This window comes from Ectothiorhodospira lacustris (genome assembly GCF_022227785.1).
Classification (GTDB): domain Bacteria; phylum Pseudomonadota; class Gammaproteobacteria; order Ectothiorhodospirales; family Ectothiorhodospiraceae; genus Ectothiorhodospira; species Ectothiorhodospira lacustris.
Map to the genome: position 1 here is coordinate 1 of NZ_JAJNQM010000038.1, position 23,234 is coordinate 23,234.

The following is a 23,234-nucleotide window of genomic DNA, read 5'->3' on the forward strand; positions in this document are numbered from 1 at the left end:
GGGCCGAGCACCTGGCTCGGCAACTGGGCCTGCCCCTGCAGGGACCGGAACACCCGGGGGGGCAGGTCCTGGTGGTCACCCCCGAGCGTCTGGAACTGCGCCAGACCGGCCCGGGCGCACCGGGACCCGTCTACGTGGATTTTGCCGGTGGACGCCTGGGCTATCGCGATCGCCAGTCCAGCCCGCGCAACGAGCCCTTGGCCCGTGCCGCAGGACTCAAAAAGGGTCATCGCCCCGACGTGGTGGACGCCACCGCCGGCCTGGGCCGGGATGCCTTCATCCTGGCCGGCCTGGGCTGCCGGGTCACCCTGCTGGAGCGCCATCCGGTTATTGCCGCCCTCCTGGCCGATGGTCTGGCTCGGGCCGCCCGGGTGCCCTCGCTGTCATCGACCATCGGGCGCATGACCCTGATTTCGGGCGATGCCGTTCAATGGCTGAGCAGCCATCGGACCGACGTGGTCTGCCTGGACCCCATGTACCCTCACCGGGACAAGCAGGCCCTGGTCAAGAAGGAAATGCGGGTGTTTCGTACCCTGGTGGGGGATGACAAGGACGCCGCCGCACTGCTGGAGGCCGCGCTGGGGGCGGCCCGGGAGCGGGTGGTGGTCAAGCGGCCGGCGAGGGGCGAGCACCTGGGGGGCAGGGCACCCAGTCACACCCTGCCGGGCAGCAGCACCCGGTTCGACGTCTACCTTACCCCCTTCTCCCCTCCGGGGGAGAAGGGCCGGGGATGAGGGGGCGAGTGGATGTCAGTAATGGGGCGGGGGCGGCTCCGGTAGCTGCGCTCCGGAGGACTGATGCTCCATCAACTCCAGCAGCCGCAGTCGCAGCCCTTCCACCTGCAACTGCAGACGATCGATCTCCTGCTGCTGCCTGGTCACCACGTCATTGAGATCCTGGCACAGGGCCTCCTGATGGGCCATGCGGATCTCCAGTTCCACCATTCTTTCGCTCACGGCATCCGACATGTCCGCCCTCACCCGTTCACCTGATTGATGATCTCACCGGCCACAAAACCGGCAATGTTCCGCGCCAGCGCATCCACCATCCGCTGCCGGGCCTCCACCGCCGCCCAGGCCACATGGGGCGTGATGATCAGATTCGGGATATCCCCCGCCAGCAGCGGGTGATCCGCCGGGGGCGGCTCCTGTTCCAGCACGTCGATGCCCGCTCCGCCCAGTCGTTTTTCCCGCAGGGCCTGCGCCAGGGCCTGGTTATCCACCACCGCACCCCGGGCCGTGTTGATCAGCAGGGCATCCGGCTTCATCCGGGCCAGGCGCCGGGCATTCATGAGTCGCTCGGTCCGGGGCGTGAGGGGGCAGTGCAGACTGATGATGTCCGAGTCGGCCAGCACATCATCCAGCGGCAGACGCCCCGATTGCGGTGGATCGCCCCGCAGACTCTCCGCTACCAGCACCCCCAGGCCGAAGGCCCTTGCGGCATCGGCGGTGGCCCGTCCCAGCACCCCGTAGCCGATGATCCCCAGTTGGCGTCCCGCCAGCTCACGGATGGGATGGTCGAGGATGCAGAACTGACGGCCGGCATGCCAGCGTCCCTCCCGAACATCCCGCTGATAGGCGTCCAGGCGGACGGTCAGGGCCAGGATCAGGGCAAAGACATGCTGTACCACGGAGGCGGTGGCATAGTCCCTGACATTGCAGACCACAATGCCCCGTTCAGCGGCGGCTTCCAGATCCACGTTGTTGGTGCCCGTGGCCGCCAGGCAGACCAGCTTTAGCCGCGGCGCGGCGGACAGGGCCTGCCTGTCCAGCACTACCTTGTTGGTGATGATCACCTGGGCCTCCCGGATCCGCTCGGCCACCTGTGCCGGCGTGGTGTAGTCATGGAAGTTCCAGTGGGGCAGGGCATGCTTCAGGGGGGAGAGATCCAGGTCGCCCCGATCCAGGGTTTCCAGGTCCAGGAATACGCCGTGTTCGATCTGCATGTGCACCGTTCCATTCTTGGGTCTTCAGGCGAGGCAAGCAAGAAGGCCCCGGGGCGATGCCCGGGGCCTTCGGTCACGTGTCCGCAATGGCTCGAACGGTGATCAGTTATCGCCGGTGAGCATGGCAAACAGGTTCATCAGGTGCAGGAACAGCACGTAGATGTTGGCGAACAGGGAGACCGTCATCACCACGTAGTTGGCCTCACCGTCGTGCACCATGCGGCTGGTGTCCCACAGGATGGCCGCCGACACCAGCAGCACCACGGCCGAGGAAATGGCCAGGGACAGGGCTGGAATGGCCAAGAACAGATTGGCCACGATGGCCGCCAGGACCACCAGGAAGCCCACGAACACGAAGCCGCCCAGGAAGCTGAAGTCCTTGCGGGTGATCAGCGCATAGGCGGACAGGCCCACGAACACCAGTGCCGTGCTGGCCAGTGCGCCGCCCACCACGCCCGGACCGTTGGGCAGGCTCAGATACATGCCTACGATGGGGCCGAGGATATAGCCCATCACGCCGGTGAACACGAACACCAGCGGCAGGCTCCAGATGCTGTTGCGCAGATAATTGATCAGGAAGGGGAAGCCGATGAAAAAGGCCAGCATGAACAGCCAGTGAACCGGCTGGGCGCCCACGGCCATGGCCACGAAGGCCATCACGGCGCTGAAGGCCAGGGTCATGGACAACAGCATGTAGGTGTTGCGGATGACCTTGTTGGAGGCCAGGACGCCTTCGGCCGGACGGCTGACGGCGGTGACGCGCTCGGTTGACATGGTGGATGCTCCTCTTTGACGGGATGGAATGACGAACATCAAGTGTGTCCGTGATGGCGCTAAGGTACTTGATTGGCGGCGCAGGATCAAAACCGGCGACGGTCGCCGGAATCTGAGACCGGCAGGTTTCGTGCCTTGTTCCCGTGGGACCGTTGCGCCGGGTTGCCCGAGTTGTCGCTTTTTCTCCGGACGGTTAAACTAGCGCGCTTGAAGACCCCTCGCCTGCAAGGCATCCCCGCGGAAGGGTGGCAGAGTGGTCGATTGCACTGGTCTTGAAAACCAGCGACGGGCGACCGTCCGTGGGTTCGAATCCCACCCCTTCCGCCATCCCCTTGATTAAAAATGTCATTTCTCCGCGCAGGACGACCTGCGTGTGCCTGCCAAACCCGGGGACGACCCCGCCGATTCGTGGAGATTCATCATGAACATGGCGTGGATTGCCCTCACCATCGCCGGCTTGCTCGAAGTGGTCTGGGCCATCGGCCTCAAGGCCAGCGAAGGCTTTACCCGTCTGTGGCCCAGTGTGATGACCCTGACGGCCATGTCCGCCAGTTTTTGGCTGCTGGCCCAGGCCATGAAGACCATCCCGGTGGGCACGGCCTACGCCATCTGGGTGGGCATCGGTGTGGTCGGCACCTTCATCCTCGGCATCCTTTACTACGGCGAGACCCTGTCCCTGCTGCGGGTACTGAGCGTGCTGCTGATCGTCGCGGGATTAGTGGGGCTCAAATTGGCCGGGTGAATAAAGTCGGCTTTTCCCTCGTCTGAATCCGGTGAATGGAATCCGTCATTCCCGCGCAGGCGGGAATCCAGTCTGAGTCTCGAACCTGCCTGTGAAATTGCCGAAGTCATTCCCGCGCAGGCGGGAATCCAGTCTTGAGACAGAGCGTGCTCATGGGCTTGGCCCCGTCATTCCCGCGTACGCAAGCGGGAATCCAGTGGCAGACTGGAAATTCTGGACTCCCGCTTTCGCGGGAGTGACGGGGAGGTTTTGCGGGGGTGGCGAAGAGGTTTTGCGGGAGTGACGGAGAGGTTTTGCAGGGGTGGCGAAGAGGTTCCGTGGGGGTGGCACAAGGGGGGGATGAGTGATGAGGGGCTTTTTGGGAGGGCGGAGAGTGGCTTTTCGAGGAATGAGGGAGAGGGACGAGGGAGCGACGGCAAAGCGCTTCTTCAATGGGTTTCCGGGTGCCAAATGTTGACGGTCTATGTTTTTTTCTGTATTGGATAGAGGCAAGGATGGTGGCCGATGCGCATCATTGAGGCTCGCCGCCCTATTTTTTTGCCGCCGGCCATCGGGCGATCCCATGATTTGCGGCATTAGGTGATGCCTGTCGTGTTTTGGTTTTCAGCTCAAGGTACGGGCGTCTTGCCTTGAGCTCCTCCGGAGAATCCTATGACTATGGACGTGTCTGGTGTTCAAGGAAAATGGATTGCTTTGATGCCGGCACTCACCGGTGGTCTTGGCGGTTTTCTCCTTGCCTTGTTAGGGGATGGTCCCTTCGTTCTCTGGGCGCTTTTATTCCTTTTTTTGATTTCGCTCCTGACGTCCTGGGCGCTCTTTATTTGGCTATCCAGGCTTGTGAAGGCCGAGGCGGCCAATCTCAAGGAGATTCAGGAAAATTCCTCGCAGAGGCCGGATTCCCGGCGTTTGTCTCCGGTGGAAAAGCTCAGTGCCTCGGTGGTTCCCATCTGGAGTCGCCAGGTTGATTCGGCTCGGACTCACACCGAAACCGCCATTCATGATCTGGCCCGTCGCTTTGATGATATCAATCAGCGTCTTACTCACGCATTAGAATCCTCTCATGATCACAGTGGTCAGCAGGGGGAGAGTGTGCTCGGCACACTGGGCAGCTGTCGACAGGAGTTGGACCAAGTGCTGCAGACGCTCTTCAAGGCCCTTGAAACCAAGAAAGACCTGCTGGCAAGGATCAGCGATCTAGCTGATTTTACGAAGGAAATGGAAGGCATGGCCGACTCCGTATCCGCCGTGGCGTCTCAGACCAATCTGCTGGCGTTGAATGCGGCGATCGAAGCCGCCCGAGCCGGGGAGCAGGGCCGAGGATTCGCGGTGGTGGCCGATGAGGTACGCGCACTGTCTTCCCAGTCGGGAACGGCCGGCCGCAGCATTGCCGAGAAGGTCCACGCCGTGAACGCCGCCATTCACGAAACCCGCAAGGCCGCCGAAACGTTCTCCACGCAAGACAAGCAGTTGGTTGAACAGGCCGAGCGCTCAATCCGCTCGGTGATGGATCGTTATCAGAAAGTCACGGAAGGTCTTGAGGCTTCCACCCGGTTGCTGCGCACGGAAAGCGATGAAGTGCGCGAGGAGGTCTGCGGCGTCATCGTATCCCTGCAATTCCAGGACCGGGTCTCTCAGATCCTCAGCCATGTCGTTGCGGACATGGAACGGCTTGCATCCCGTATCAAGGCTGGTGACTGCGATCAGGTGGATATGCAGAAATGGCTTTCTGCGCTGGAGCAGGGGTATACCACGCCCGAGCAATTGAGCAATCACCATGGACGAAAGTCCCGCTCACCGGCACCCACTGAAGTGACCTTTTTCTAGGAGATATTAGGCCATGGGCAAAACCGTCATGATCGTGGATGACTCTGCCTCCATTCGGCAAGTAGTCGGTATGACGCTGCGGGGGGCCGGTTATACCGTCATAGAGGCTTCTGATGGCAAGGATGCACTCGCCAAGTTGAATGGCGCGCGAGTCAACCTAGTGATCAGTGATGTCAATATGCCGGGGATGGACGGTATCAGTTTCCTGAAGGAATTCAAGGCTCGCCCGGAGTACCGATTCACACCGGTCATCATGCTGACCACGGAAGCCGGTGACGCGAAAAAGTCCGCCGGCAGGGAGGCTGGTGCCAAGGCCTGGATCATCAAGCCCTTTCAGCCGAATCAGATGCTGGACGCAGTGGCGAAACTCATGGGGCCGTGACCCCGGCCGATTCGGAAGGCGACGGAGACTACTGGCCGGGAGAGCTGCGCATGGAAATGGTACTGGAACAGGATGCAGGGCGTTGTCTCCTGAGGCTGGAAGGGGAGATGACCATTTATCATGCCATGGAGATCAAGCAGAAATTCATGGAGATCCTGCATGAATTTGAAGCGCTGACGGTAAGCCTGGCCAAGGTCACAGACATGGACACCAGCGGCGCTCAGTTGCTCATTCTGATCAAGAAAGAGGCCCTGGCGATGGGACGTCACCTGACCCTGGCTGATCACAGTCCACCCGTACTGGCATTGCTTGAGTTGTATGACCTGGCCGGTCAGTTGGGTGACCCCATGTTTATCCCGCATGACTGCAACGGTTCCGGAGGTCGGACATGAGCCTGTCCGATGCATTGCCCACCTTTCTGGCGGAAGCCAGGGGACTGTTGGAGGAAATGGAAGATTCCTTGCGTATTCTCAAGCAGATACCGTCGGATACGGATGCCATCAACGCCCTGTTTCGTGCGGCTCATACCATCAAAGGCTCCGCCGGGCTGTTCGGCCTGGATGTGATCGTCACCTTCACCCACCACGCCGAGAGTGTCCTGGACCGGGTCAGGGATGGCCTTTTACCCATGGATTCCGTACTCATTACCCTGTTCATGGACTGTCGGGATCATCTTGAAAATCTCATTGATGCCGTGGAGCGGGATGAATCCCCCGACGGTCCCACCCTGGGGCAGGGAGCCGCATTGGTCGCTCGACTGGCGCATTACTTGGGAAGTGACCTGGACGCCGAGCCGCCGCCTGGCGTCGGGGCGGTCCCGCTGGTCCTGGAAGATCCGGTGGTCAATCTGGGGCGGAACGGGGAGAGCGATGACGATGTCTGGCATCTGTCCCTGCGTTTTGGTCCCGATGTCCTGCGCCACGGCATGGACCCGCTCTCGTTCATTCATTACCTCACCAAAATGGGCGAGATCGTCCACCTTTTCACCCTCACCGACGCCATTCCGCCGGCCGCGGAGATGGACCCGGAGCAGTGTTATCTGGGATTCGAGATTCGCCTGCGCAGTGAAGCGGACAAGGCGACCCTGGAAGGCGTGTTCGATTTTGTCCGCGAGGACAGCCGGATTCGCATCCTGCCTCCCGGTAGTCGTTTGGCGGATTTCCGGAAGCTCATGGAATCACTGCCCGAGGGTGTCCAGCGTTTGGGGGAGATCCTGGTGGGTTGCGGTGCCATTACCCAGCGCGAACTGGAGGATGTGCTCGACTTGCAGGCCGGACAATCGACGGATCCAACCTTGTTGGGCGAAGCCCTGGTCAGGGAACAATGCATTCAGCCGGAGGTGGTGGCCGTCGCGCTGGATCGCCAGCAGGAGGTACGCAAGCGCCAGACCCAGGATGCTCGTCTGCTCAGGGTAAGGGCAGACAAGCTTGACCTTTTGATCGACCAAGTGGGTGAGTTGGTGATTGCCAGTGCCGCCTTGCGCGTCCAGTCCAAGGAGACGCAAGACAGTGTACTGATGGAATCCATCTACGAAGTTGCCCGTCTGGTGGATGAAATACGCGACAGCGCGATGAATCTGCGCATGGTGGAGATCGGTGAAACCTTCAACCGGTTCAGACGCGTGGTGCGCGATGTGTGCAAGGAAACCGGCAAGGACATCGAACTGGTTGTTCATGGCGCAGATACCCAGTTGGACAAGAGCGTGGTGGAACGTCTCTCTGATCCGCTGACGCACCTGATCCGGAACGCGGTGGATCACGGTATTGAGTCTCCGGCGCAACGCAGGGCGAAGGGAAAACCGGATCAAGGTCAGGTGCGTCTCAACGCTTTGCACGATGCAGGCAGTGTCCTGGTGGAGGTCTCCGATGACGGCGGGGGGCTGGATCGTGAGCGAATCCTGGCCAAGGCCCGGGAGCGGGGGGTGATCCCGGAGGATAGGGAACTGGACGATAACGCAGTATGGAACCTGATCTTTGAGCCTGGCTTTTCCACCGCCCACAAGGTCAGCAACCTGTCCGGCCGCGGGGTGGGTATGGATGTGGTCCGCCGTGACATTGATGCCCTGAGGGGCAGCGTTGAGATCGAGAGTCGACCGGGGGAAGGTACGACATTTCGTATTCGTCTGCCCCTGTCGCTGGCCATCATCGACGGCTTTCTGGTCAGCGTCGCGGGTAATGATTACGTGGTGCCGCTGGATACCGTGCTGGAGTGCCTGGAACTGCCGGCCACTGCTCAGGCAAGAGGGGATGACCAGCTCAGTCTGAGGGGTGAGATCCTGCCCCTGTTGCGGCTCACGGAGTTGTTCCGGCTCCAGGGGCCGCGCGGACGGCGTCGCAATGTGGTGGTGGTGCATTGGGCGGGGCGCAAGGCGGGCTTGCTGGTGGATGACCTCAAAGGGCAGTTACAGGCGGTCATCAAGCCTCTGGATTCCCTGTTTGCCGGACTGCCGGGTGTTTCCGGGTCCACCATCCTGGGTTCGGGGGAGGTGGCGCTGGTGCTGGATGTGTCAGGGCTGATGGACCTGGCGCTGAGGGAAGAGACGCAGAGCCGTACGGGTTCGCGCAGTCATAACAATGGGAGCAGGATACATGGCTTGGTTCAATAATCTGCGGGTAGGTGTAAAGCTGGTTTCAGCCTTCATCCTGATGGCGCTGTTCACTGCCACGGTCGGTTGGGTGGGGATCAGCAATATGAACCGCATCGACAGCCTCGCGGACCAGATGTACGAGGTCGAGTTGCGTGGGGTTTCCGAGATCAAGGAGGCCAACGTTCAACTGCTCAACGGTAGCCGGGCCATACGCAACCTGCTGCTTGCGGAGACATCGGCGGAACGCCAGCGTCATATACAGAATATCCGGGCTTTTGGTGCCGAGGAGGCTGCGCACATACAGCAGGTCCGAACGCTGTTTTACACCGATGAGTCACGTCAGTTGTTCGCCCGTTACGACAGCCTGACGGCCGAGCGGGCACGAATGATCGATACGCTGGTGGCGATGGTGATGAGTGAGGATGAACAGCAGCAGCTGGCTACAAGGCAGTTCGTTGCCGGGGAACTCCGTCCCTTGGGGGATGAACTGGATCAGTTGCTGACCCAGCTCAGTCGCATCAAGGAGTCCAATGCTGAACAGCTGAGTCTGGCCGCGAACGGCATCCATCAAAACACACTCCTGTTCACTTCCGTTTTGATCATTGTGAGCGTCCTGGTGGGGTTGGCCCTGGGGTTTTTCATCGCCCATGCCATTGCCGGTCCTTTGCGCCGCGTGGTGGGCATTGCCGGCCAGCTCTCCGAAGGGGACATGCGGGTCCATATTGATCCGCAGCCCCGCGACGAAACCGGTCAGGTGCTGACGGCCATGGGGAGGATGGTGGAGAAACTCTCCCAGGTCATCACCGAGGTGCGGGCGGCTGCCGATGGCTTGGCATCGGCTTCCGAACAGGTCAGTAGTACGGCCCAGTCAGTCAGTCAGGGCGCCACGGAGCAGGCCAGCAGTCTTGAGGAGACAAGTGCCTCGGTGGAGCAGATGAGTGCCTCGATCAGTCAAAATACGGAAAATGCCCGGGTCACCGATGGTGTGGCCGGTAAGGCGGCTCAGGAAGCCGTCGAGGGAGGGGAGGCGGTCAAGAAGACGGTGATTGCAATGAAGAGCATCGCCGACAAGATCGGCATCATCGATGACATTGCGTATCAGACCAATCTTCTGGCACTCAACGCCGCCATTGAGGCAGCCCGGGCGGGTGACCACGGCAAGGGGTTTGCCGTGGTGGCCACCGAGGTGAGAAAGCTGGCCGAGCGTAGCCAGGTGGCGGCCCGGGAGATCGGAGAACTGGCCGGCAACTCGGTGGACATGGCCGAGCGGGCGGGACGTTTGCTGGAAGAAATGGTGCCGTCCATCACCCGTACCTCCGACCTGGTGCAGGAGATCTGCTCTGCTTCCGAGGAACAGGCCAGCGGCGTGAGTCAGATCAACGTCGCTATTACCCAGCTCAACACGGTGGCTCAGCAAAGTGCCGCCGCTTCGGAAGAGCTTTCAGCCACCGCCGAGGAAATGAGTAGTCAGGCCGAGGAACTGCAGAGCAGCATGGGGTTCTTCCGACTGGGTGACGATCGTTCGGAGCGGGTTCAGAGTCCACGCAAGACCGCCCGCCCGGTGTCATCCTCGGGCAAGCCGCCCCGTTCCAAGGAATCTCGTCATCATCGTGATCTGGAGAAGCCTGTCGATGAAAACGAGTTCGTGCGTTTTTAGGGGGCCAGGATGAAGGCACTTAAACCAAGGGAACAGGCGCCGGATCCGGCGGGCGACGTCCTCAGGCAATATCTGTCGTTCATGCTCAAGGGGGACACCTACGCGATCGGCATTTTGCACATCAAGGAGATCATCGAGTACGACAAGGTGACCTCCGTACCCATGGTGCCGGACTTTATTCGCGGGGTGATCAATTTGCGCGGTGCCGTGGTGCCGGTGATTGATCTGGCCCGTCGTTTCGGCAAGAACGCCAGTCAGATCAACCGACGCACCTGTATCGTTCTGGTTGAACTGACGGATGCCCAGGAAGAGACCCATGTGCTGGGGCTGGTGGTGGACGCGGTCAACGAAGTGCTGGAAATCACCGATGCCGACGTCCTGGCGCCGCCGACTTTCGGGGCTCGGATACGGACCGATTTCATCCAGGGCATGGGCCGCGTGGGAGAGGATTTCGTCATCATCTTGCGGCTGGATCAGATTCTTTCCAGCGAAGAGATGCAGCTGCTGTCCCAGGTGGGAGAGCTGCCTTCTCTACCTTCCGGGGCTACTCATTTCGGGCCGGATAGCCGGGCATAGCCTGGTTATCCCCGGTGTTTGTCATGGCTGATATTGAACTTAAGGATCATGAGTTCGGCCAGTTCCGGCGTTTGATTTTCCAGTTGGCGGGCATCAGCCTGTCCCCCGCCAAGAAGGCGTTGGTGCAGGGACGGCTGTCCAAGCGGCTGGAGCATCATGGTGTGGCCAGCTTCACGGCGTATTATCGTTTCCTGCAACTGCATCCAGCCGAGCGCCAGTTGGCGGTAGACCTGCTCACCACCAACGAGACGTACTTCTTCCGTGAGCCGCGCCACTTCCATTGGCTCCAACAGCATGTGCTGAGCCCCCGTCGTGATCGAACCAGCCGCCCCTCGCCGCCGTTGCTGAGGCTTTGGAGCGCAGCGGCCTCCAGCGGCGAAGAGGCCTACAGCATGGCGATGTCCTGTGCGGACATCCTGGGCTGGCAGGGTTGGGAGGTGTTGGGTTCCGACATCAGTCACCGTGTTCTGGACAAGGCCCGTCGGGGACTTTACGAAATGACCCGTACCGATGGTATTCCCGAGCATTATTTGAAGACATTTTGCCTCAAGGGAACCGGGCAGTATGCGGGGCACTTGCTGGTGGACCCGAAGCTCCGTGAAAAGGTACGGTTTGTGCCGATGAATCTCAATGACGTCCTCCCTGATGTGGGAGAGTTTGATGTCATCTTTCTGCGCAATGTGTTGATCTATTTCAGCATGGAGACCAAGCAGCAGGTGCTGGACCGGTTGATCCGCCGTCTGCGCACCGGTGGATGGCTTTTTGTCGGTCATTCCGAAACCCTGAACGGTATCGACCACAAGCTGGTGCAGAAGGCGCCGGCGGTTTATCAGAAAGTCTCCGCATGATGATCACGAAAGAAAACGCCGGCATGCAGGATGTTTACGTTCACCCCGGTAAAGTACGCCTGGGATTCGAGAAATGATGAAGACAATCCGGGTGATGGTGGTGGATGACTCCGCCACCGTCAGACAGGTCCTCTCCGAAGTGCTGTCCGCCGCACCGGATATTCAGGTGATCGCCACAGCCGCCGATCCCATTTTTGCCCTGCAGAAGATGAATCGGGAGTGGCCCGATGTGCTGGTGCTGGACATCGAGATGCCTCGGATGGATGGCATCACCTTCCTGAAGAAACTGATGATCGAACATCCCACGCCGGTCGTGATCTGTTCGAGTCTGACGGAAAAGGGTGCCCGGGTGAGCATGCAGGCCATGGCGGCCGGTGCCGTTGAGGTGGTGACCAAGCCCACCGTTGGACTCAAACAGTTTCTGATGGGCGCGGGGGACTCCTTGATCCGCTCGGTGAGGGCGGCGGCCAATGCCCGGCTGCGCAAACCGATGGTGTCGCAGGGGGGATCTCAAAAGCCGCCCGTGGACGCGGCCATGCCCGCGAATGAGTCCGCTCATCTGTACAAGACCACCGACAAGGTGGTGGCCATCGGTACCTCTACCGGGGGGACTCAGGCCCTGGAATCCTTGCTCACACGTCTTCCCCGTACCACACCGGGTTTGGTGGTGGTCCAGCACATGCCGGAAAAATTTACCGCCGCCTTTGCTGCCAGGCTAAATAGCCTCTGTGCCATCGAGGTTCGCGAGGCGCAGGATGGCGACCGGGTCATCCCCGGATTGGCCCTCATCGCCCCCGGCGGTTTCCATCTGGCGCTGCAGCGCAGTGGTGCTCAGTACCGGGTCAGCGTGATCCAAGGGCCGGTGGTGAACCGCCATCGTCCCTCCGTGGATGTTCTGTTCCGGTCCGTGGCTCGCTGTGCCGGGGGCAACGCCTTGGGTATCATCATGACCGGCATGGGCGATGACGGGGCCAGGGGGCTGAAGGAGATGCACGAGGCGGGGGCGCTCACCCTGGCTCAGGACGAGGCATCTTGCGTGGTCTACGGCATGCCCAGAGAGGCGGTCAAAATGCAGGCGGTGGATCGCAGCGTATCGCTGCAGGCCTTGCCGGATGAGATCATGGAGTTCGGGCGCGGCCGGGTGCGCCGCTCCTGAGTATGCGAATCGATGATCATCTGGTATTCAGGTTACTACGTCCGACAGGTCATGGACACGTTGCCTGGAGGGTGTTAAGACTCATTCCATAAACACGGGCTCACAGGACAAGATATGACTTCGGCCGGACTGGCGTTTCGCGTGGACGATGCAACGGGTCGTCTCTTTGTGGGCGGGATCGATCCAGGGCGTTGGCACGATGGGGATGAATCCCGGCTGACCGCCGCCCTGGCGGAGGCCGGTTTTGGTGAGTGGGCCATTGACCCACGGGAAATGGCCGTGTTGCTGGAAGCCATGGGCGATGCGGAGGCTGAACTCACCGAGCGGGAGTTTCCCATTGCCCGCCGCATGGACGGCAGTTTCAGACTGACCCTGGACGCCCGCAAGCACACGGCCACCTTGCTGATTACGCCACCCAGGGGAGGGGCGGCGGTCAACGAGGAGGTTGTCCGCCAGGCCATCGCCCAGCAGTCCATCGTCCATGGCCTGGATGAGGGTGCGTTGGTTGCAACCGTGCAGGCGGGCCGCATGGAACGTAGCGAAGCGGTCATTGCCCGGGCCACGCCCCCGATCCATGGGCGCGACACGGAGTTTGAATCCCTGATCCCCGAGGCCCGCCGACGCATGCCCCATATCGACGAGCGAGGGCGGGCCGATTACCGGGACCTGGGCGAGGTACCCCAGGTCAGCCCCGGCACACCCCTGATGCGCAGACATCCGGCCACCTCCGGGACTCATGGCACGAACCTGCTGGGTCAGGTCATTCCGGCCCGCCCCGGCCGGGAGTTCCCGTTTGCTGCGGTATTGCGCAATGTCGCACCCACTCCCGATGATCCCGCTCTGCTGGTGGCCACCATCGCCGGGGCGCCCGTGGTGGTGCCTCGTGGCGTCATCGTCGAAGAATCCCTTCAGGTCGACAAAGTGGACCTGTCTTCGGGCAATCTCAGTTTTGAGGGCAGTGTACTGATTCGCGGTGATGTGGTGTCCGGCATGAAGGTGACCGCCAGCGGCGACATCATCGTCAACGGCATGGTGGAAGGCGCCGTTCTGGAGGCCGGTGGGGATATCCAGGTCAGGCATGGCGTGGTGGGTCAGCTGCATCTGAACGAACAGCAGGACGGCAAGGCCGGACCCACGGCATCGCTCAAGGCCGGCGGCACGGTCACTGCCCATTTTCTGGAGAATGCCCGGGTCCAGGCAGCGCAGGTGGTGGTCCAGGAGCAGGTCTTTCATTGCCGGATCAACGCTACTTATTCCATCGTTGTGGGTAGCACGGCGGCGCGCAAGGGACAGATCGTGGGCGGTGTGGTGCGGGCCGGGGAACTGATCGAGTGCCGCCTGCTGGGATCACCGGCCGCCCCTCATACCCAGGTGGTGGCGGGGGTCGATCCTGAGTTGCGGGATCAGTTCCGTGCCCTGGAACAACGCATTGAGCAGCAGACCCACTTGGCGGAGGAATTGTCTCGCAGCCTGCACTTCGCCAAACTTCATCCGGAGCGGGTGGCGGCGGATTTCCTGCGCAGGGCCGACAATACCCTGGTCGAGGCCCAGGGTCATATCCGGGAATTGGAGCTGGGAAAGGAAAGCCTGTTGGCCCAGATGGGGCGCAGTGAGGGTGCCTGCATCCTGGTGAGGCAGCGCATCTACCCCGGCGTGGAGGTCTGGATCGGAGACAGGCCGCGGCGCATTGAGTCGGAATCGGTCGGGGGCGTTTTCCATCTGCGTGAGGGCGAACTGTTTCTGGATCACACGCCCTCGTGATCAGGACCGTTTGATCACCCTTCCGTTTGGTGTCCACCGGGCATGGTCCCATGCCCGGTTGCCGTCTCGGTTAAAATACCCCGGCTTTCATCCGTCAACATCCAACAAAGGAAGGATTAACCGTGATCGTACTTATCCTGGGTCTGGTGATGTTTCTGGGGATTCATTCCCTGCGTATCTTTGCCGACGACTGGCGCACTGCCCGTGTCCAACAATGGGGTGAAAAGGGTTGGATGGCCTTTGCCGGTGCAGTCTCCCTGATCGGCTTCATCCTCATCATCTGGGGCTACGGCCTGGCCCGCCTGAGCCCCATCGTCATCTGGTATCCGCCCCAGTGGCTGACCCACGTGACGGCCCTACTGTCTTTGCTGGCCTTCATCATCCTGGCGGCGGCCTTTGTGCCGGGCAATCACATCAAGGCGGCCGTGAAGCATCCCATGGTCATCGCCGTCAAGGCCTGGGCCTTCGGGCACCTGCTGGCCAACGGCATGCTGGCGGATATTCTGCTGTTCGGTGCCTTCCTGGTGTGGTCCGTGCTGTGCTTCCGTTCCCTGCGCCGGCGTGATCAGGCTCAGGGTTCCACGATCGCTGCCGCTAACCTGAAAGGAACCGCCATCACGGTCGCGGCCGGTCTGGTGGGTTACCTGATCTTCGCCTTCTTCCTGCACGAGTGGCTCATCGGCGTTCCCGTCAAGTAATACCCGGTGTCATGGCATCGTCTCCGGCATCGGGTAGTACTCGACGGTCCCGGAGGCGATCCTTGAGTTGTACTGATTGTAAGCTGGTCTTCCGCTACGGGATCCGAACACACAATGAAAAAAAATTTCCCTATCACCGGCAGGGAACAGTCCTTCGGGGACAAGGCCAATATTCTTTCCACCACGGATCTCAAGGGTGCCATCAGTTACGTCAACGATGACTTCATCGCCATCAGCGGTTTTACCGAAGATGAGTTGTTGCGTAAAAACCACAACATAGTGCGCCATCCCGAGATGCCCCCGGAGGCGTTCACGGACCTGTGGTCCAGCCTCAAGGCCGGACGGGCGTGGATGGGGATGGTCAGGAATCGATGCAAGAACGGCGATCACTACTGGGTCAGCGCCTTCGTGATGCCGATCCTGCAGAAGGGGGTGGTGCAGGAGTATCAGTCAGTCAGGACCCAACCCCAACGGGATCTGGTGAGCCGGGCGACGGCAATCTATGCCCGTGTCCTGGCCGGCAATCCCCCCGTTGCCTTGAAAATTCCCGTGGTGGGTGTGCGTCTGCGCCTGCTCGTGGGCATCGCCCTGGCCGGCGTGATGGCACTGCTGGGTGCCCTGTGGCTGGGGACGCCGATGTCGATCGCTCTGTTCACGCTGGGGCCGGCCACGGTGCTGGCCCTCATGCTGGCCGGGTGGCAGGTGCAGCCCCTGTCGGCACTGCAGGAAAAGGCCCGGGCCATCGCCGTCAATCCTCTGGGCCAATATATCTACACCGGTCGCCGGGATGTCTTTGGTGAAATCGAATTTGCGCTGCGCATGCTGGCATCCGAGCGCGGCGCGGCGGTCGGTCGGGTGGCGGATGCCGCCACCCGCCTGGCAACTCAGGCCGACCATATGGTCAGCACCGTTCAGGCCGCCTCCGGACAGATCCTGCGCCAACAGGCGGAAACGGATCAGGTGGCGACGGCGGTGAACCAGATGGCCGCCAGCGTCCAGGAGGTTGCCCACAATGCCCGCAGCACCGCCGAGGCGGCGGATCGGGCGGACGGCAATTCCACTCATGGTGGGCAGGTCGTCGCTTCCACCGAGGACTCCATCCGTCATCTGGCACAGGAAGTCAAGCGCGCCACCTCGGTGATTCAGGCCCTGGAGCACAGCAGCAGCCAGATCAGTGCCGTGCTGGAGGTCATCCGGGGGATTGCAGAGCAGACCAATCTGCTGGCCCTGAATGCGGCCATTGAGGCCGCCCGTGCCGGCGAGCATGGCCGGGGGTTTGCCGTGGTGGCCGATGAGGTGCGCAGTCTGGCCACCCGGACCCAGAACTCCACCCGGGAGATTCAGGTCATGATCCAGAAGTTGCAGGCCGGTGCTCGTTCGTCGGTGAGCGTGATGCAACAGGGCCTTCATCAGGCGGAAAAGAGCGTGGATCAGGCCCGCGAAGCCGCCGTTTCGCTGGAGGCCATCAGTCGTGACGTGAAGTCAATCACGGACATGAGTACCCAGATCGCCACAGCGGTGAATGAGCAAAGCGTGGTCAGTGAGGAAATCAATCGCAGCATCACCCGTATCCGGGAGGCCGCCGACAGCAATGCCCGGGACAGCCGCAGCATTGAAGCTCTGGCGGTGGGGGTGGCGGGGCTGGCCTCGGAGTTGCGATTGCTTGCGGCGCATTTTTGGAGCAAGAAACAATAAACAGGCGATAGTTCCAGGTTTGCCGAGCCGACCTCCATTACATCACCGAGCGCTTCCATGAAGAAGAATCTACCGGTTACAGGAAGGGAGAAGACCTTTTCCAGTCAGGTCAATATCCTTTCGACCACCGATCTCAAGGGGATCATCACGGACGTCAACGCGGACTTCGTTGAGATCAGTGGGTACACCGAAGCCGAACTGCTGAACAAGAACCACAATATCCTGCGCCATCCCGACATGCCGCCGGCGGCGTTTCAGAATCTGTGGGATTCACTCAAGGCCGGCAAAAGCTGGATGGGGCTGGTCAAGAATCGCTGCAAAAATGGTGATCACTACTGGGTCAACGCCTATGTCACCCCGATCCTCAAGGATGGCCGGGTAGTGGAATACCAGTCCGTTCGCACCAAGCCCGGCAGAGACCTGGTGGAACGGGCGGAAGCGGTCTATGCCCAGGTCATGGCCGGCAGTCTGCCCCCGGCACTCAGGTGGCCGTTGCCCGGGGTGCGGGTACGTCTGCCGGCGCTGATTGCCGCCGCTGCGGTGGTGGGAGGGGGGCTGGGGCTTTCCCTGGGTGGGTCGGGCATGCAGGTACTGGCACCGCTGGCCGGATTCGGCGTGCTGGCCGGGGGATGGGCCTGGGTCACCTTTACGCCCCTGGCCCGTCTGCAGCAGCGTGCCCGTGCCGTGGTCCACAATCCGCTCTGCCAGTTTGTCTACACCGGCCGCACGGATGAATACGGTGAGATCGACTTTGCACTGCGCATGCTGTCGGCCGAGACGGGGGCGGCGGTGGGGCGTGTGGCGGAAGCCGCTAAGCGTTTGTCCGAACAGACCCGGGAGATGGTGACCAGTGTGGAGAAGTCCCGGAAAGGGATCATGGCGCAGCAGGCCGAGACGGAACAGGTGGCCACCGCTGTGAACCAGATGTCCGCCAGTGTGCAGGAGGTGGCTGCCAGTGCGCGCCATACCGCGGAATCCGCCGAACACGCCGATCAAGGCGCCGCCTCCGGGCGCCGATTGGTGGTGGAAACCGGTGCCGCCATCGGTCATCTTTCCCGTGAGGTGGACCGGGCAACCCAGGTAATTCTTGAACTGCAGGCGCGCAGCAATGAGATCAGCACGGTGGTGGAGGTGATCCAGGGCATCGCCGAACAGACCAACCTGCTGGCCCTGAATGCGGCCATCGAGGCAGCTCGGGCCGGAGAAGACGGGCGGGGTTTTGCCGTGGTGGCCGATGAAGTCCGCAGTCTGGCCTCACGGACGCAGAAGTCCACCCAGGAGATCCATGACACGATCGAGAAATTGCAGGCCGGCGCCGAGTCATCCGTACAGGCCATGGGGCAGAGCCGGGAGCAGGCTGAGCGCTGCGTGATCCAGGCCGAAGAGGCCGCCGAATCCCTGGAAGCCATTACCCGCAGCGTGGGGGCCATCACCGAGATGAGCATCCAGATCGCCACGGCGGTGAATCAGCAAAGTACCGTGAGCGAGGACATTAACCGCAGCGTCACGAACATCCGTCACAGCGCCGAAGAAAGCGCCGATGCCATCCTCAAGATCGAACAGGCCGCGGGGGAACTGGCGGACCTGTCACAGCACCTGGAGTTGCTGGCGATGCAGTTCTGGGACCGGATTCACTGAAACTGCTTGAGTGCCGCCGCCAGCTCCGGGTGTTGCCGGGCCTGCTCCGGCACGGGCATCCCCCGGGCCAGGGCATCCCAGGCCTGCCGGATGCTGGCGGCACCGCCGCGGGGTCCCATGGTATGGCCGAATACCCCGCGTCCCGGCACGAAGCCGAAGTCCACGCTGCCCACCTTCTCGTACACCCGTTGCAAGGTGGCGGCTGAATCGCTGCCGCCGGGTACCGGCAGGCAGGGCTTGATGGGTCCCATGTCCTCCAGACAGGCGCGGACATTGGCCATGACTTCCTCGTCGCTGGTCATCATCCGCGGCCCGAAGCCCGGCATGATCACCGAGTCATATCCTGCCAGCCGCTGCAGTCGGGTGATCACCCGGGAATGGATGCCGTAGTGGGGCAGACGGCTGAAGGCGGCGATGAAGGGGAAATGCCCGAACAGGGGCACTTGGGTGTGCTTGCGCAGCATGCGCACCGCGGACAGGCCCACCGGCATCGCATTCACCAGCAGGGCATTGGCCCCGCGCGCCACGGCGATGTCATGGAGTTCGATGAGGCGGTCCACCTCGTCGGTGATATTGGCCATGTACATCTTCGGGGTGCCGGTTTCCTGCTCGGCCCGGCGCCGGGCTTCGCCCAAATGGCGGCAGCGCTCATCCAGGGGGGACCAGTCCGGATCGGCCAGCATCTCGTCGTCCTTGGCAATGTCCAGGCCGCCCAGCCAGGCTTCGCTGGCAATGGCCGAGAACGCCGCCGGCGGCAGTCCGATGTTGGGTTTGATCACGCCCAGGAAGATGGGCCGGTCATGGGCGTTGAGCAGCTCACGCAGCCCCTGCACTCCGAACTTCGGACCCTGGAAGGCCCTGAGGAAGACCTCCGGGAAGTGGATGTCCATCAACTTGATCAGCGGGATGCCCGGGGTGAAGAACGGGCCTTCGCCGCAGACCGCCGACAGCAGGTTGGGGATGCGGGGGCCGAAGTTCTCGTGGGGATGGGCGATGCGTACCCGGCAGGCAAAGATGCGCCCTTCGCCGGCATGGGTGACCGGGTAGCTCAGGGCCTCCCGCTCTTCCAGTACCTCCATCTCGATCACCTTGGCCGCGAACCGGGGACGCAAGTCCTCGTCCACGTCCACGCGCTTCCACTGGGCGGTGGACTGCTCGCTGCACAGGTGGGCCACGGCCGGGCGCGGGTCGCCCACGCATTCCAGTTCGTAGTCCAGGATCAGGTAACGATCCAGATCCAGATTGGCGGGATCGGCGAAGAAACCTTCAATGTCGGCGGGCTGCATCGGCTTTAGTCGGTTCCCATGAAATGTACGGTCAGATGGCGCTCGGGGCGAGGGCCGTCCAGTTCGATGAAGAAGATGGATTGCCAGGTACCCAACACCAGGGCGCCGTCCACGATGGGGATGGTCTCGGAGGCGTTCATGAACAGTCCCATGAGGTGGGAATGGGCGTTGTCCCTGCCGTCCACGGGGTTTTCGTTGTGAAGATAGTCGCCGTCACGGGGCACCAGGCGCTTGAGATGGGTGAGCATGTCCCGCTGCAGCATGGGTTCCTGCTCGTTGAGGTTTACACAGGCCGTGGTATGACGGGAGATCAAGGTGCAGATGCCGTTGCGGATGCCGCTGTCTGCAAACAGGTCTTTCACCTGCCGGGTGACATCAATGATCTGGATGGGGGCTTGGGTGCGAAGGCTGATGTCGTGGTGTGAGATCTTCATCGTCAGCGGACGGCTCTCGGTCTCGGTCGGGATGCCGAAGCGTAACCCGACCGAGGCGAGATATCCAGGTTTCAGTCCGCAGCCTTTTCCGCCATGGCAGCCTGGGGCTGAGGCGGCGTCTCGGTGCGCGTCGCCTGGCTGACGGGTCTGGGTCTGGAACGAATCCCCAGCAGGTTCAGCATGAAGGGGAAGGCCAGGATCGCAAACAGGGCACCAAAGCCGATGCTGGCACCGATCAGGGCCAGATAGTCAATGCCGGCCAGGGCCGCCCAGCTGGATTTGGTGATGGTCGGCAGGGTGATCATGGAGAGTATGAAGATGAAGACTCCGAAGCCGACGGTCACATAGGCCGGTAGGATCCAGCAGGTCTTGCAGCCCGTGGAGCGCTTGAGGAAATAGAAGGTCAGTGCAAAGTCCAGCAGCAGGAACAGCCCGATAAACCACAGCCAGCCGCGAAAGAACTCCAGCACCACGGCCAGTAACCCCAGGATTGAAAATGCCATTGTCGATTCCTCTATAAAAAGTTCTGAAAAAGTCATCCCCGCATGAGCGGGAATCCAGGGATGTCATGCCCCCGTTGCAGATCGTCCTGCCGTCATTCCCGCGCAGGCGGGAATCCAGGGATGCCGTGCCCTTGTTGCAGATCGTCCTGCCGTCATTCCCGCGCAGGCGGGAATCCAGGGATGCCGTGCCCTTGTTGCAGATCGTCCTGCCGTCATTCCCGCGTAGGCGGGAATCCAGTCACGGACTGAAAATTCTGGACTCCCGCGTTCGCGGGAGTGACGGAAGGGGGCTTGCCCTGTGTTCCCCTCCGAATATGTGCTCAGGTGTAAATATGTATTCATCCGCGGAAAGTCGTACCGGGCGTCTCAGATACGGCCCCGGAGCATGGCTCGATAAGCGGCCAGCAACAGACGGTCCTTCATGACCCAGGGCACCCAGTGTTCCTGGTAGGGGCTGATGAAGGGGAAGGAAGGCTTCATGTTCAGATCGTAGTCGAATTCCACCAGGATGGCCTGACCCAGTTCGGTGATCAGGGGGCAGGAGGTATAGCCGTCGTAACCCGGATTGAGCTGACCGCCCTGGATGGTCCGGATCATGTTGTCCACCGCCACCGGCACCTGGGCCTTGACGCTGGCCGCGGTCTTGCCGATGGGGACGCCGTTGATGTCTCCGGCGCCGAAGACGTTGGGATAGCGCTTGTGCTGCAAGGTGAAACGGTCCACCTCCAGCCAGCCGGTGAAGGGGACCTCGCGGGCCGCCAGATCACTGTTGCGCAGGGAATCGGGGGCACTCATGGGCGGCACCACATGGATGAAATCATAATCCAGGGTTTCATCGCCCAGAGGGGTGGCAAAGGTGGCGGTCTTGCGCTCGGGATCGATGGCCCTCAAGGGGTGATCCCAGTGGATGTGGATACCCCGCTCGGGGAAGTTCTTGCGCAGGAAGTCGTCGGTGTGGGGCTGGGAGAACAGGCCGGTACCGGGGGGCAGATAGTGCATCTCGGCGCGATCCCGGGTGCCCCGTTCCTTCATCCGGCTTTCTGCGAGCATGGTGACCTTGAGTGGGGCGCCGGCGCATTTCATGTCGCCGCGCGGGCGGGTGAACAGGCCGACGCCGCCTTCATTCACGAACTGATCAATGAGTTGCCAGGTGCGCTCGGCCAGTTCCGGCTTGTCATAGACGCAGCCCACGCCCCGGTGACCGATCAGATTCTCCGACATGCCGTCAATGGCGGTGTAGTTCACCTGCAGACCGGTGGCCACCATGAGGAAGTCATAATCGACGGCACGGCCGGTCTCGGTCACCACCCGGTTATTGTCCGGGTCATACTCGGCGACCATGTCGTGAATCCAGTTGACGCTGGAAGGAACGTAGCGCCGGTTCCGATCCAGGAGCTTCTCCGTCTGCCATACGCCGGTACCCACCAGGGTCAGTCCGGGCTGATAATAGTGATCCTGACGGCGATCGATCAGGGTGATGTCCGCCCCATCCAGTTCCCGGGCCAGCCGGGTGGCGCAGGAGAGGCCGGCCGCACCGGCACCGACGATGACGATGCGGGCATTGGTGGGGACGGCCCGGGCGGCAGCCGGATACATCATGCCGCCGGTGCCCACGGCAGCCCCCGCCAGCAGGGCGCTGCCGCCGGAGAGTTTGAGGAAATCCCGGCGTGAGAGGCCGGATTGTTTCAGGGCGCGCTCAACCGCATCTTTTGCATGCTTGTCGTCTTGGTTGCTCATCTGTGCTTCATCTCCATTCCTGCTGGTGGCCGGCCGCAGTGCTCATCCGCTTAAGCCGGCAGGCCGGTGTGCTCGACTCGGGTCGATGCTTTATTGGATGGATTATAAGTATATTAACATGTTGTCGGCGCGTCGAATCTTCCGAACCGGTACAATGGCGCGTTAAATCCCAAACCCATGTCTTCAGAATCGGTAGGCCCTTTGGCCCGCCCTCGCGGAATGACTCCTATGAATGCTCATCCCAGTCCCATCCAGCCCATTGAGCTCAAGGGGCGCATGATCCTGGTATCCATTCTTCGCCTGCATGATGCGGATACGCATCGGCTGAACGAGGCGCTGGATGCGCGCATGCGTGAGGCCCCTGAGCTGATGCGAGACATGCCGCTGCTGATGGATGTGGAGCACCTGACGGATATCTCGGAGGAGGCCCTGACACAGGTGATCGAGATCGTGCGTCGGCGCGGGTTCAAGCTCATCGGCTTGCAGCAGGGGGCGGCGGCTCAGTCCATCGCGGCAAGGACGGCCCTGCCGCTGATCGTCCTGGGCAGCAAGGGTGGCGAGCTCCCGCTGCGCACGACGCAGCCTCCCCAAGCCGAGGCTGCGAATGAGCCCCCCCCCGTCGCACACAAGGAATCAGCACCGATACAGGCGCTGCATACGGCCTCGCTGGTGGTGAATCAGCCGGTACGATCCGGCCAGCAGGTCTATGCCCGGGGCGGAGATCTGATCGTTCTGGGGACGGTCTCGGCGGGGGCCGAACTGCTGGCCGACGGGCATATCCACGTTTACGGCACCCTGCGGGGCAAGGCCCTGGCCGGGGTGCGCGGCCTGGTGGGGGCAAAGATTTTTTGTCGGCGTCTGGATGCAGAACTGGTATCCATTGCCGGACATTATCGGATCGCGGAGGATATCCTTGATGCCGAACGGGGTGATAACAGGCTGGTGACCCTGGCCGGTGAGACCATCGATATTTCGGAAATCTAGCGCAAAA

At 61.7% G+C, this 23,234-nt stretch carries 22 protein-coding genes and 1 tRNA gene; 16 read left to right on the top strand and 7 right to left on the bottom strand.

Annotated elements, in window-relative coordinates; all coding sequences use genetic code 11:
- Positions 1-734: class I SAM-dependent methyltransferase (locus tag LQ952_RS08875; protein WP_430733764.1), on the top strand; the 734-nt coding region annotated here is incomplete at its 5' end.
- 15 nt (positions 735-749) lie between these two features.
- On the opposite strand, the gene LQ952_RS08880 is transcribed toward LQ952_RS08875, so the two are convergent.
- The 3 genes from LQ952_RS08880 to LQ952_RS08890 form a co-directional block, all read right to left on the bottom strand.
- Positions 750-968, bottom strand: a complete 219-nt coding sequence (locus LQ952_RS08880; protein WP_238622305.1) for a SlyX family protein — start codon at positions 966-968, stop codon at positions 750-752.
- Between the two features lie 8 nt (positions 969-976).
- The gene (locus tag LQ952_RS08885; protein WP_238622306.1) at positions 977-1,945 is read right to left on the bottom strand and encodes a 2-hydroxyacid dehydrogenase; all 969 of its coding nucleotides are present in this window, start codon (positions 1,943-1,945) and stop codon (positions 977-979) included.
- Positions 1,946-2,047: 102 nt separating this feature from the next.
- The gene (locus tag LQ952_RS08890) at positions 2,048-2,719 is read right to left on the bottom strand and encodes a Bax inhibitor-1/YccA family protein (protein ID WP_238622307.1); all 672 of its coding nucleotides are present in this window, start codon (positions 2,717-2,719) and stop codon (positions 2,048-2,050) included.
- A 239-nt stretch (positions 2,720-2,958) separates the two neighbouring features.
- On the opposite strand from LQ952_RS08890, the gene LQ952_RS08895 reads away from it, so the two are divergent.
- The 14 genes from LQ952_RS08895 to LQ952_RS08960 all read left to right on the top strand — a co-directional run bounded on the left by LQ952_RS08895 (position 2,959) and on the right by LQ952_RS08960 (position 18,283).
- A tRNA-Ser gene (locus tag LQ952_RS08895) sits at positions 2,959-3,046 on the top strand.
- 100 nt (positions 3,047-3,146) lie between these two features.
- Positions 3,147-3,461 (top strand): quaternary ammonium compound efflux SMR transporter SugE, encoded by a 315-nt coding sequence (sugE, locus tag LQ952_RS08900; RefSeq protein ID WP_238622334.1) that lies wholly within the window; start codon positions 3,147-3,149, stop codon positions 3,459-3,461.
- 651 nt (positions 3,462-4,112) lie between these two features.
- Positions 4,113-5,285: a methyl-accepting chemotaxis protein gene (locus LQ952_RS08905; RefSeq protein ID WP_238622308.1), complete on the top strand. Its 1,173-nt coding sequence runs from the start codon at positions 4,113-4,115 to the stop codon at positions 5,283-5,285.
- Positions 5,286-5,298: 13 nt separating this feature from the next.
- Positions 5,299-5,667, top strand: a complete 369-nt coding sequence (locus LQ952_RS08910; RefSeq protein WP_238622309.1) for a response regulator — start codon at positions 5,299-5,301, stop codon at positions 5,665-5,667.
- Positions 5,664-6,059, top strand: coding sequence for an STAS domain-containing protein (locus LQ952_RS08915; RefSeq protein ID WP_238622310.1), 396 nt, complete (start codon positions 5,664-5,666; stop codon positions 6,057-6,059). Before LQ952_RS08910 ends, LQ952_RS08915 begins: the two co-directional genes overlap by 4 nt.
- The gene (locus LQ952_RS08920; protein ID WP_238622311.1) at positions 6,056-8,272 is read left to right on the top strand and encodes a chemotaxis protein CheA; all 2,217 of its coding nucleotides are present in this window, start codon (positions 6,056-6,058) and stop codon (positions 8,270-8,272) included. Before LQ952_RS08915 ends, LQ952_RS08920 begins: the two co-directional genes overlap by 4 nt.
- Positions 8,256-9,911: a methyl-accepting chemotaxis protein gene (locus LQ952_RS08925; protein ID WP_238622312.1), complete on the top strand. Its 1,656-nt coding sequence runs from the start codon at positions 8,256-8,258 to the stop codon at positions 9,909-9,911. Before LQ952_RS08920 ends, LQ952_RS08925 begins: the two co-directional genes overlap by 17 nt.
- A gap of 9 nt (positions 9,912-9,920) precedes the next feature.
- A complete protein-coding gene (locus LQ952_RS08930) occupies positions 9,921-10,487 on the top strand; it encodes a chemotaxis protein CheW (protein ID WP_238622313.1) in 567 nt (188 codons plus the stop codon).
- Positions 10,488-10,510: 23 nt separating this feature from the next.
- Positions 10,511-11,335 (top strand): CheR family methyltransferase, encoded by an 825-nt coding sequence (locus tag LQ952_RS08935; protein ID WP_238622314.1) that lies wholly within the window; start codon positions 10,511-10,513, stop codon positions 11,333-11,335.
- Positions 11,336-11,408: 73 nt separating this feature from the next.
- The gene (locus LQ952_RS08940) at positions 11,409-12,491 is read left to right on the top strand and encodes a protein-glutamate methylesterase/protein-glutamine glutaminase (RefSeq protein ID WP_238622315.1); all 1,083 of its coding nucleotides are present in this window, start codon (positions 11,409-11,411) and stop codon (positions 12,489-12,491) included.
- Between the two features lie 114 nt (positions 12,492-12,605).
- Complete coding sequence (locus tag LQ952_RS08945) at positions 12,606-14,252, top strand: flagellar assembly protein A (RefSeq protein ID WP_238622316.1); 1,647 nt, start codon at positions 12,606-12,608, stop codon at positions 14,250-14,252.
- A gap of 122 nt (positions 14,253-14,374) precedes the next feature.
- Entirely contained in the window at positions 14,375-14,950 is a 576-nt protein-coding gene (locus tag LQ952_RS08950) for an NnrU family protein (protein WP_238622317.1), read from the top strand.
- 114 nt (positions 14,951-15,064) lie between these two features.
- The gene (locus LQ952_RS08955) at positions 15,065-16,645 is read left to right on the top strand and encodes a methyl-accepting chemotaxis protein (RefSeq protein WP_238622318.1); all 1,581 of its coding nucleotides are present in this window, start codon (positions 15,065-15,067) and stop codon (positions 16,643-16,645) included.
- Positions 16,646-16,702: 57 nt separating this feature from the next.
- On the top strand, positions 16,703-18,283 hold the full coding sequence (locus LQ952_RS08960) for a methyl-accepting chemotaxis protein (RefSeq protein WP_238622319.1): 1,581 nt from the start codon (positions 16,703-16,705) through the stop codon (positions 18,281-18,283).
- On the opposite strand, the gene LQ952_RS08965 is transcribed toward LQ952_RS08960, so the two are convergent.
- The 4 genes from LQ952_RS08965 to LQ952_RS08980 all read right to left on the bottom strand — a co-directional run bounded on the left by LQ952_RS08965 (position 18,277) and on the right by LQ952_RS08980 (position 22,243).
- Positions 18,277-19,569, bottom strand: a complete 1,293-nt coding sequence (locus LQ952_RS08965) for a RuBisCO large subunit C-terminal-like domain-containing protein (RefSeq protein ID WP_238622320.1) — start codon at positions 19,567-19,569, stop codon at positions 18,277-18,279. The two genes, LQ952_RS08960 and LQ952_RS08965, sit on opposite strands and share 7 nt — an antisense overlap.
- A gap of 5 nt (positions 19,570-19,574) precedes the next feature.
- On the bottom strand, positions 19,575-20,003 hold the full coding sequence (locus LQ952_RS08970) for a secondary thiamine-phosphate synthase enzyme YjbQ (RefSeq protein ID WP_238622321.1): 429 nt from the start codon (positions 20,001-20,003) through the stop codon (positions 19,575-19,577).
- A 71-nt stretch (positions 20,004-20,074) separates the two neighbouring features.
- Positions 20,075-20,506 carry a hypothetical protein gene (locus LQ952_RS08975; RefSeq protein WP_238622322.1) on the bottom strand — a complete coding sequence of 144 codons (432 nt, stop codon included), beginning with the start codon at positions 20,504-20,506 and terminating at the stop codon, positions 20,075-20,077.
- A gap of 366 nt (positions 20,507-20,872) precedes the next feature.
- The gene (locus LQ952_RS08980) at positions 20,873-22,243 is read right to left on the bottom strand and encodes an NAD(P)/FAD-dependent oxidoreductase (RefSeq protein WP_238622323.1); all 1,371 of its coding nucleotides are present in this window, start codon (positions 22,241-22,243) and stop codon (positions 20,873-20,875) included.
- 228 nt (positions 22,244-22,471) lie between these two features.
- On the opposite strand from LQ952_RS08980, the gene minC reads away from it, so the two are divergent.
- Positions 22,472-23,227 carry a septum site-determining protein MinC gene (minC, locus tag LQ952_RS08985; protein ID WP_238622324.1) on the top strand — a complete coding sequence of 252 codons (756 nt, stop codon included), beginning with the start codon at positions 22,472-22,474 and terminating at the stop codon, positions 23,225-23,227.
- Positions 23,228-23,234: the final 7 nt, after the last annotated feature.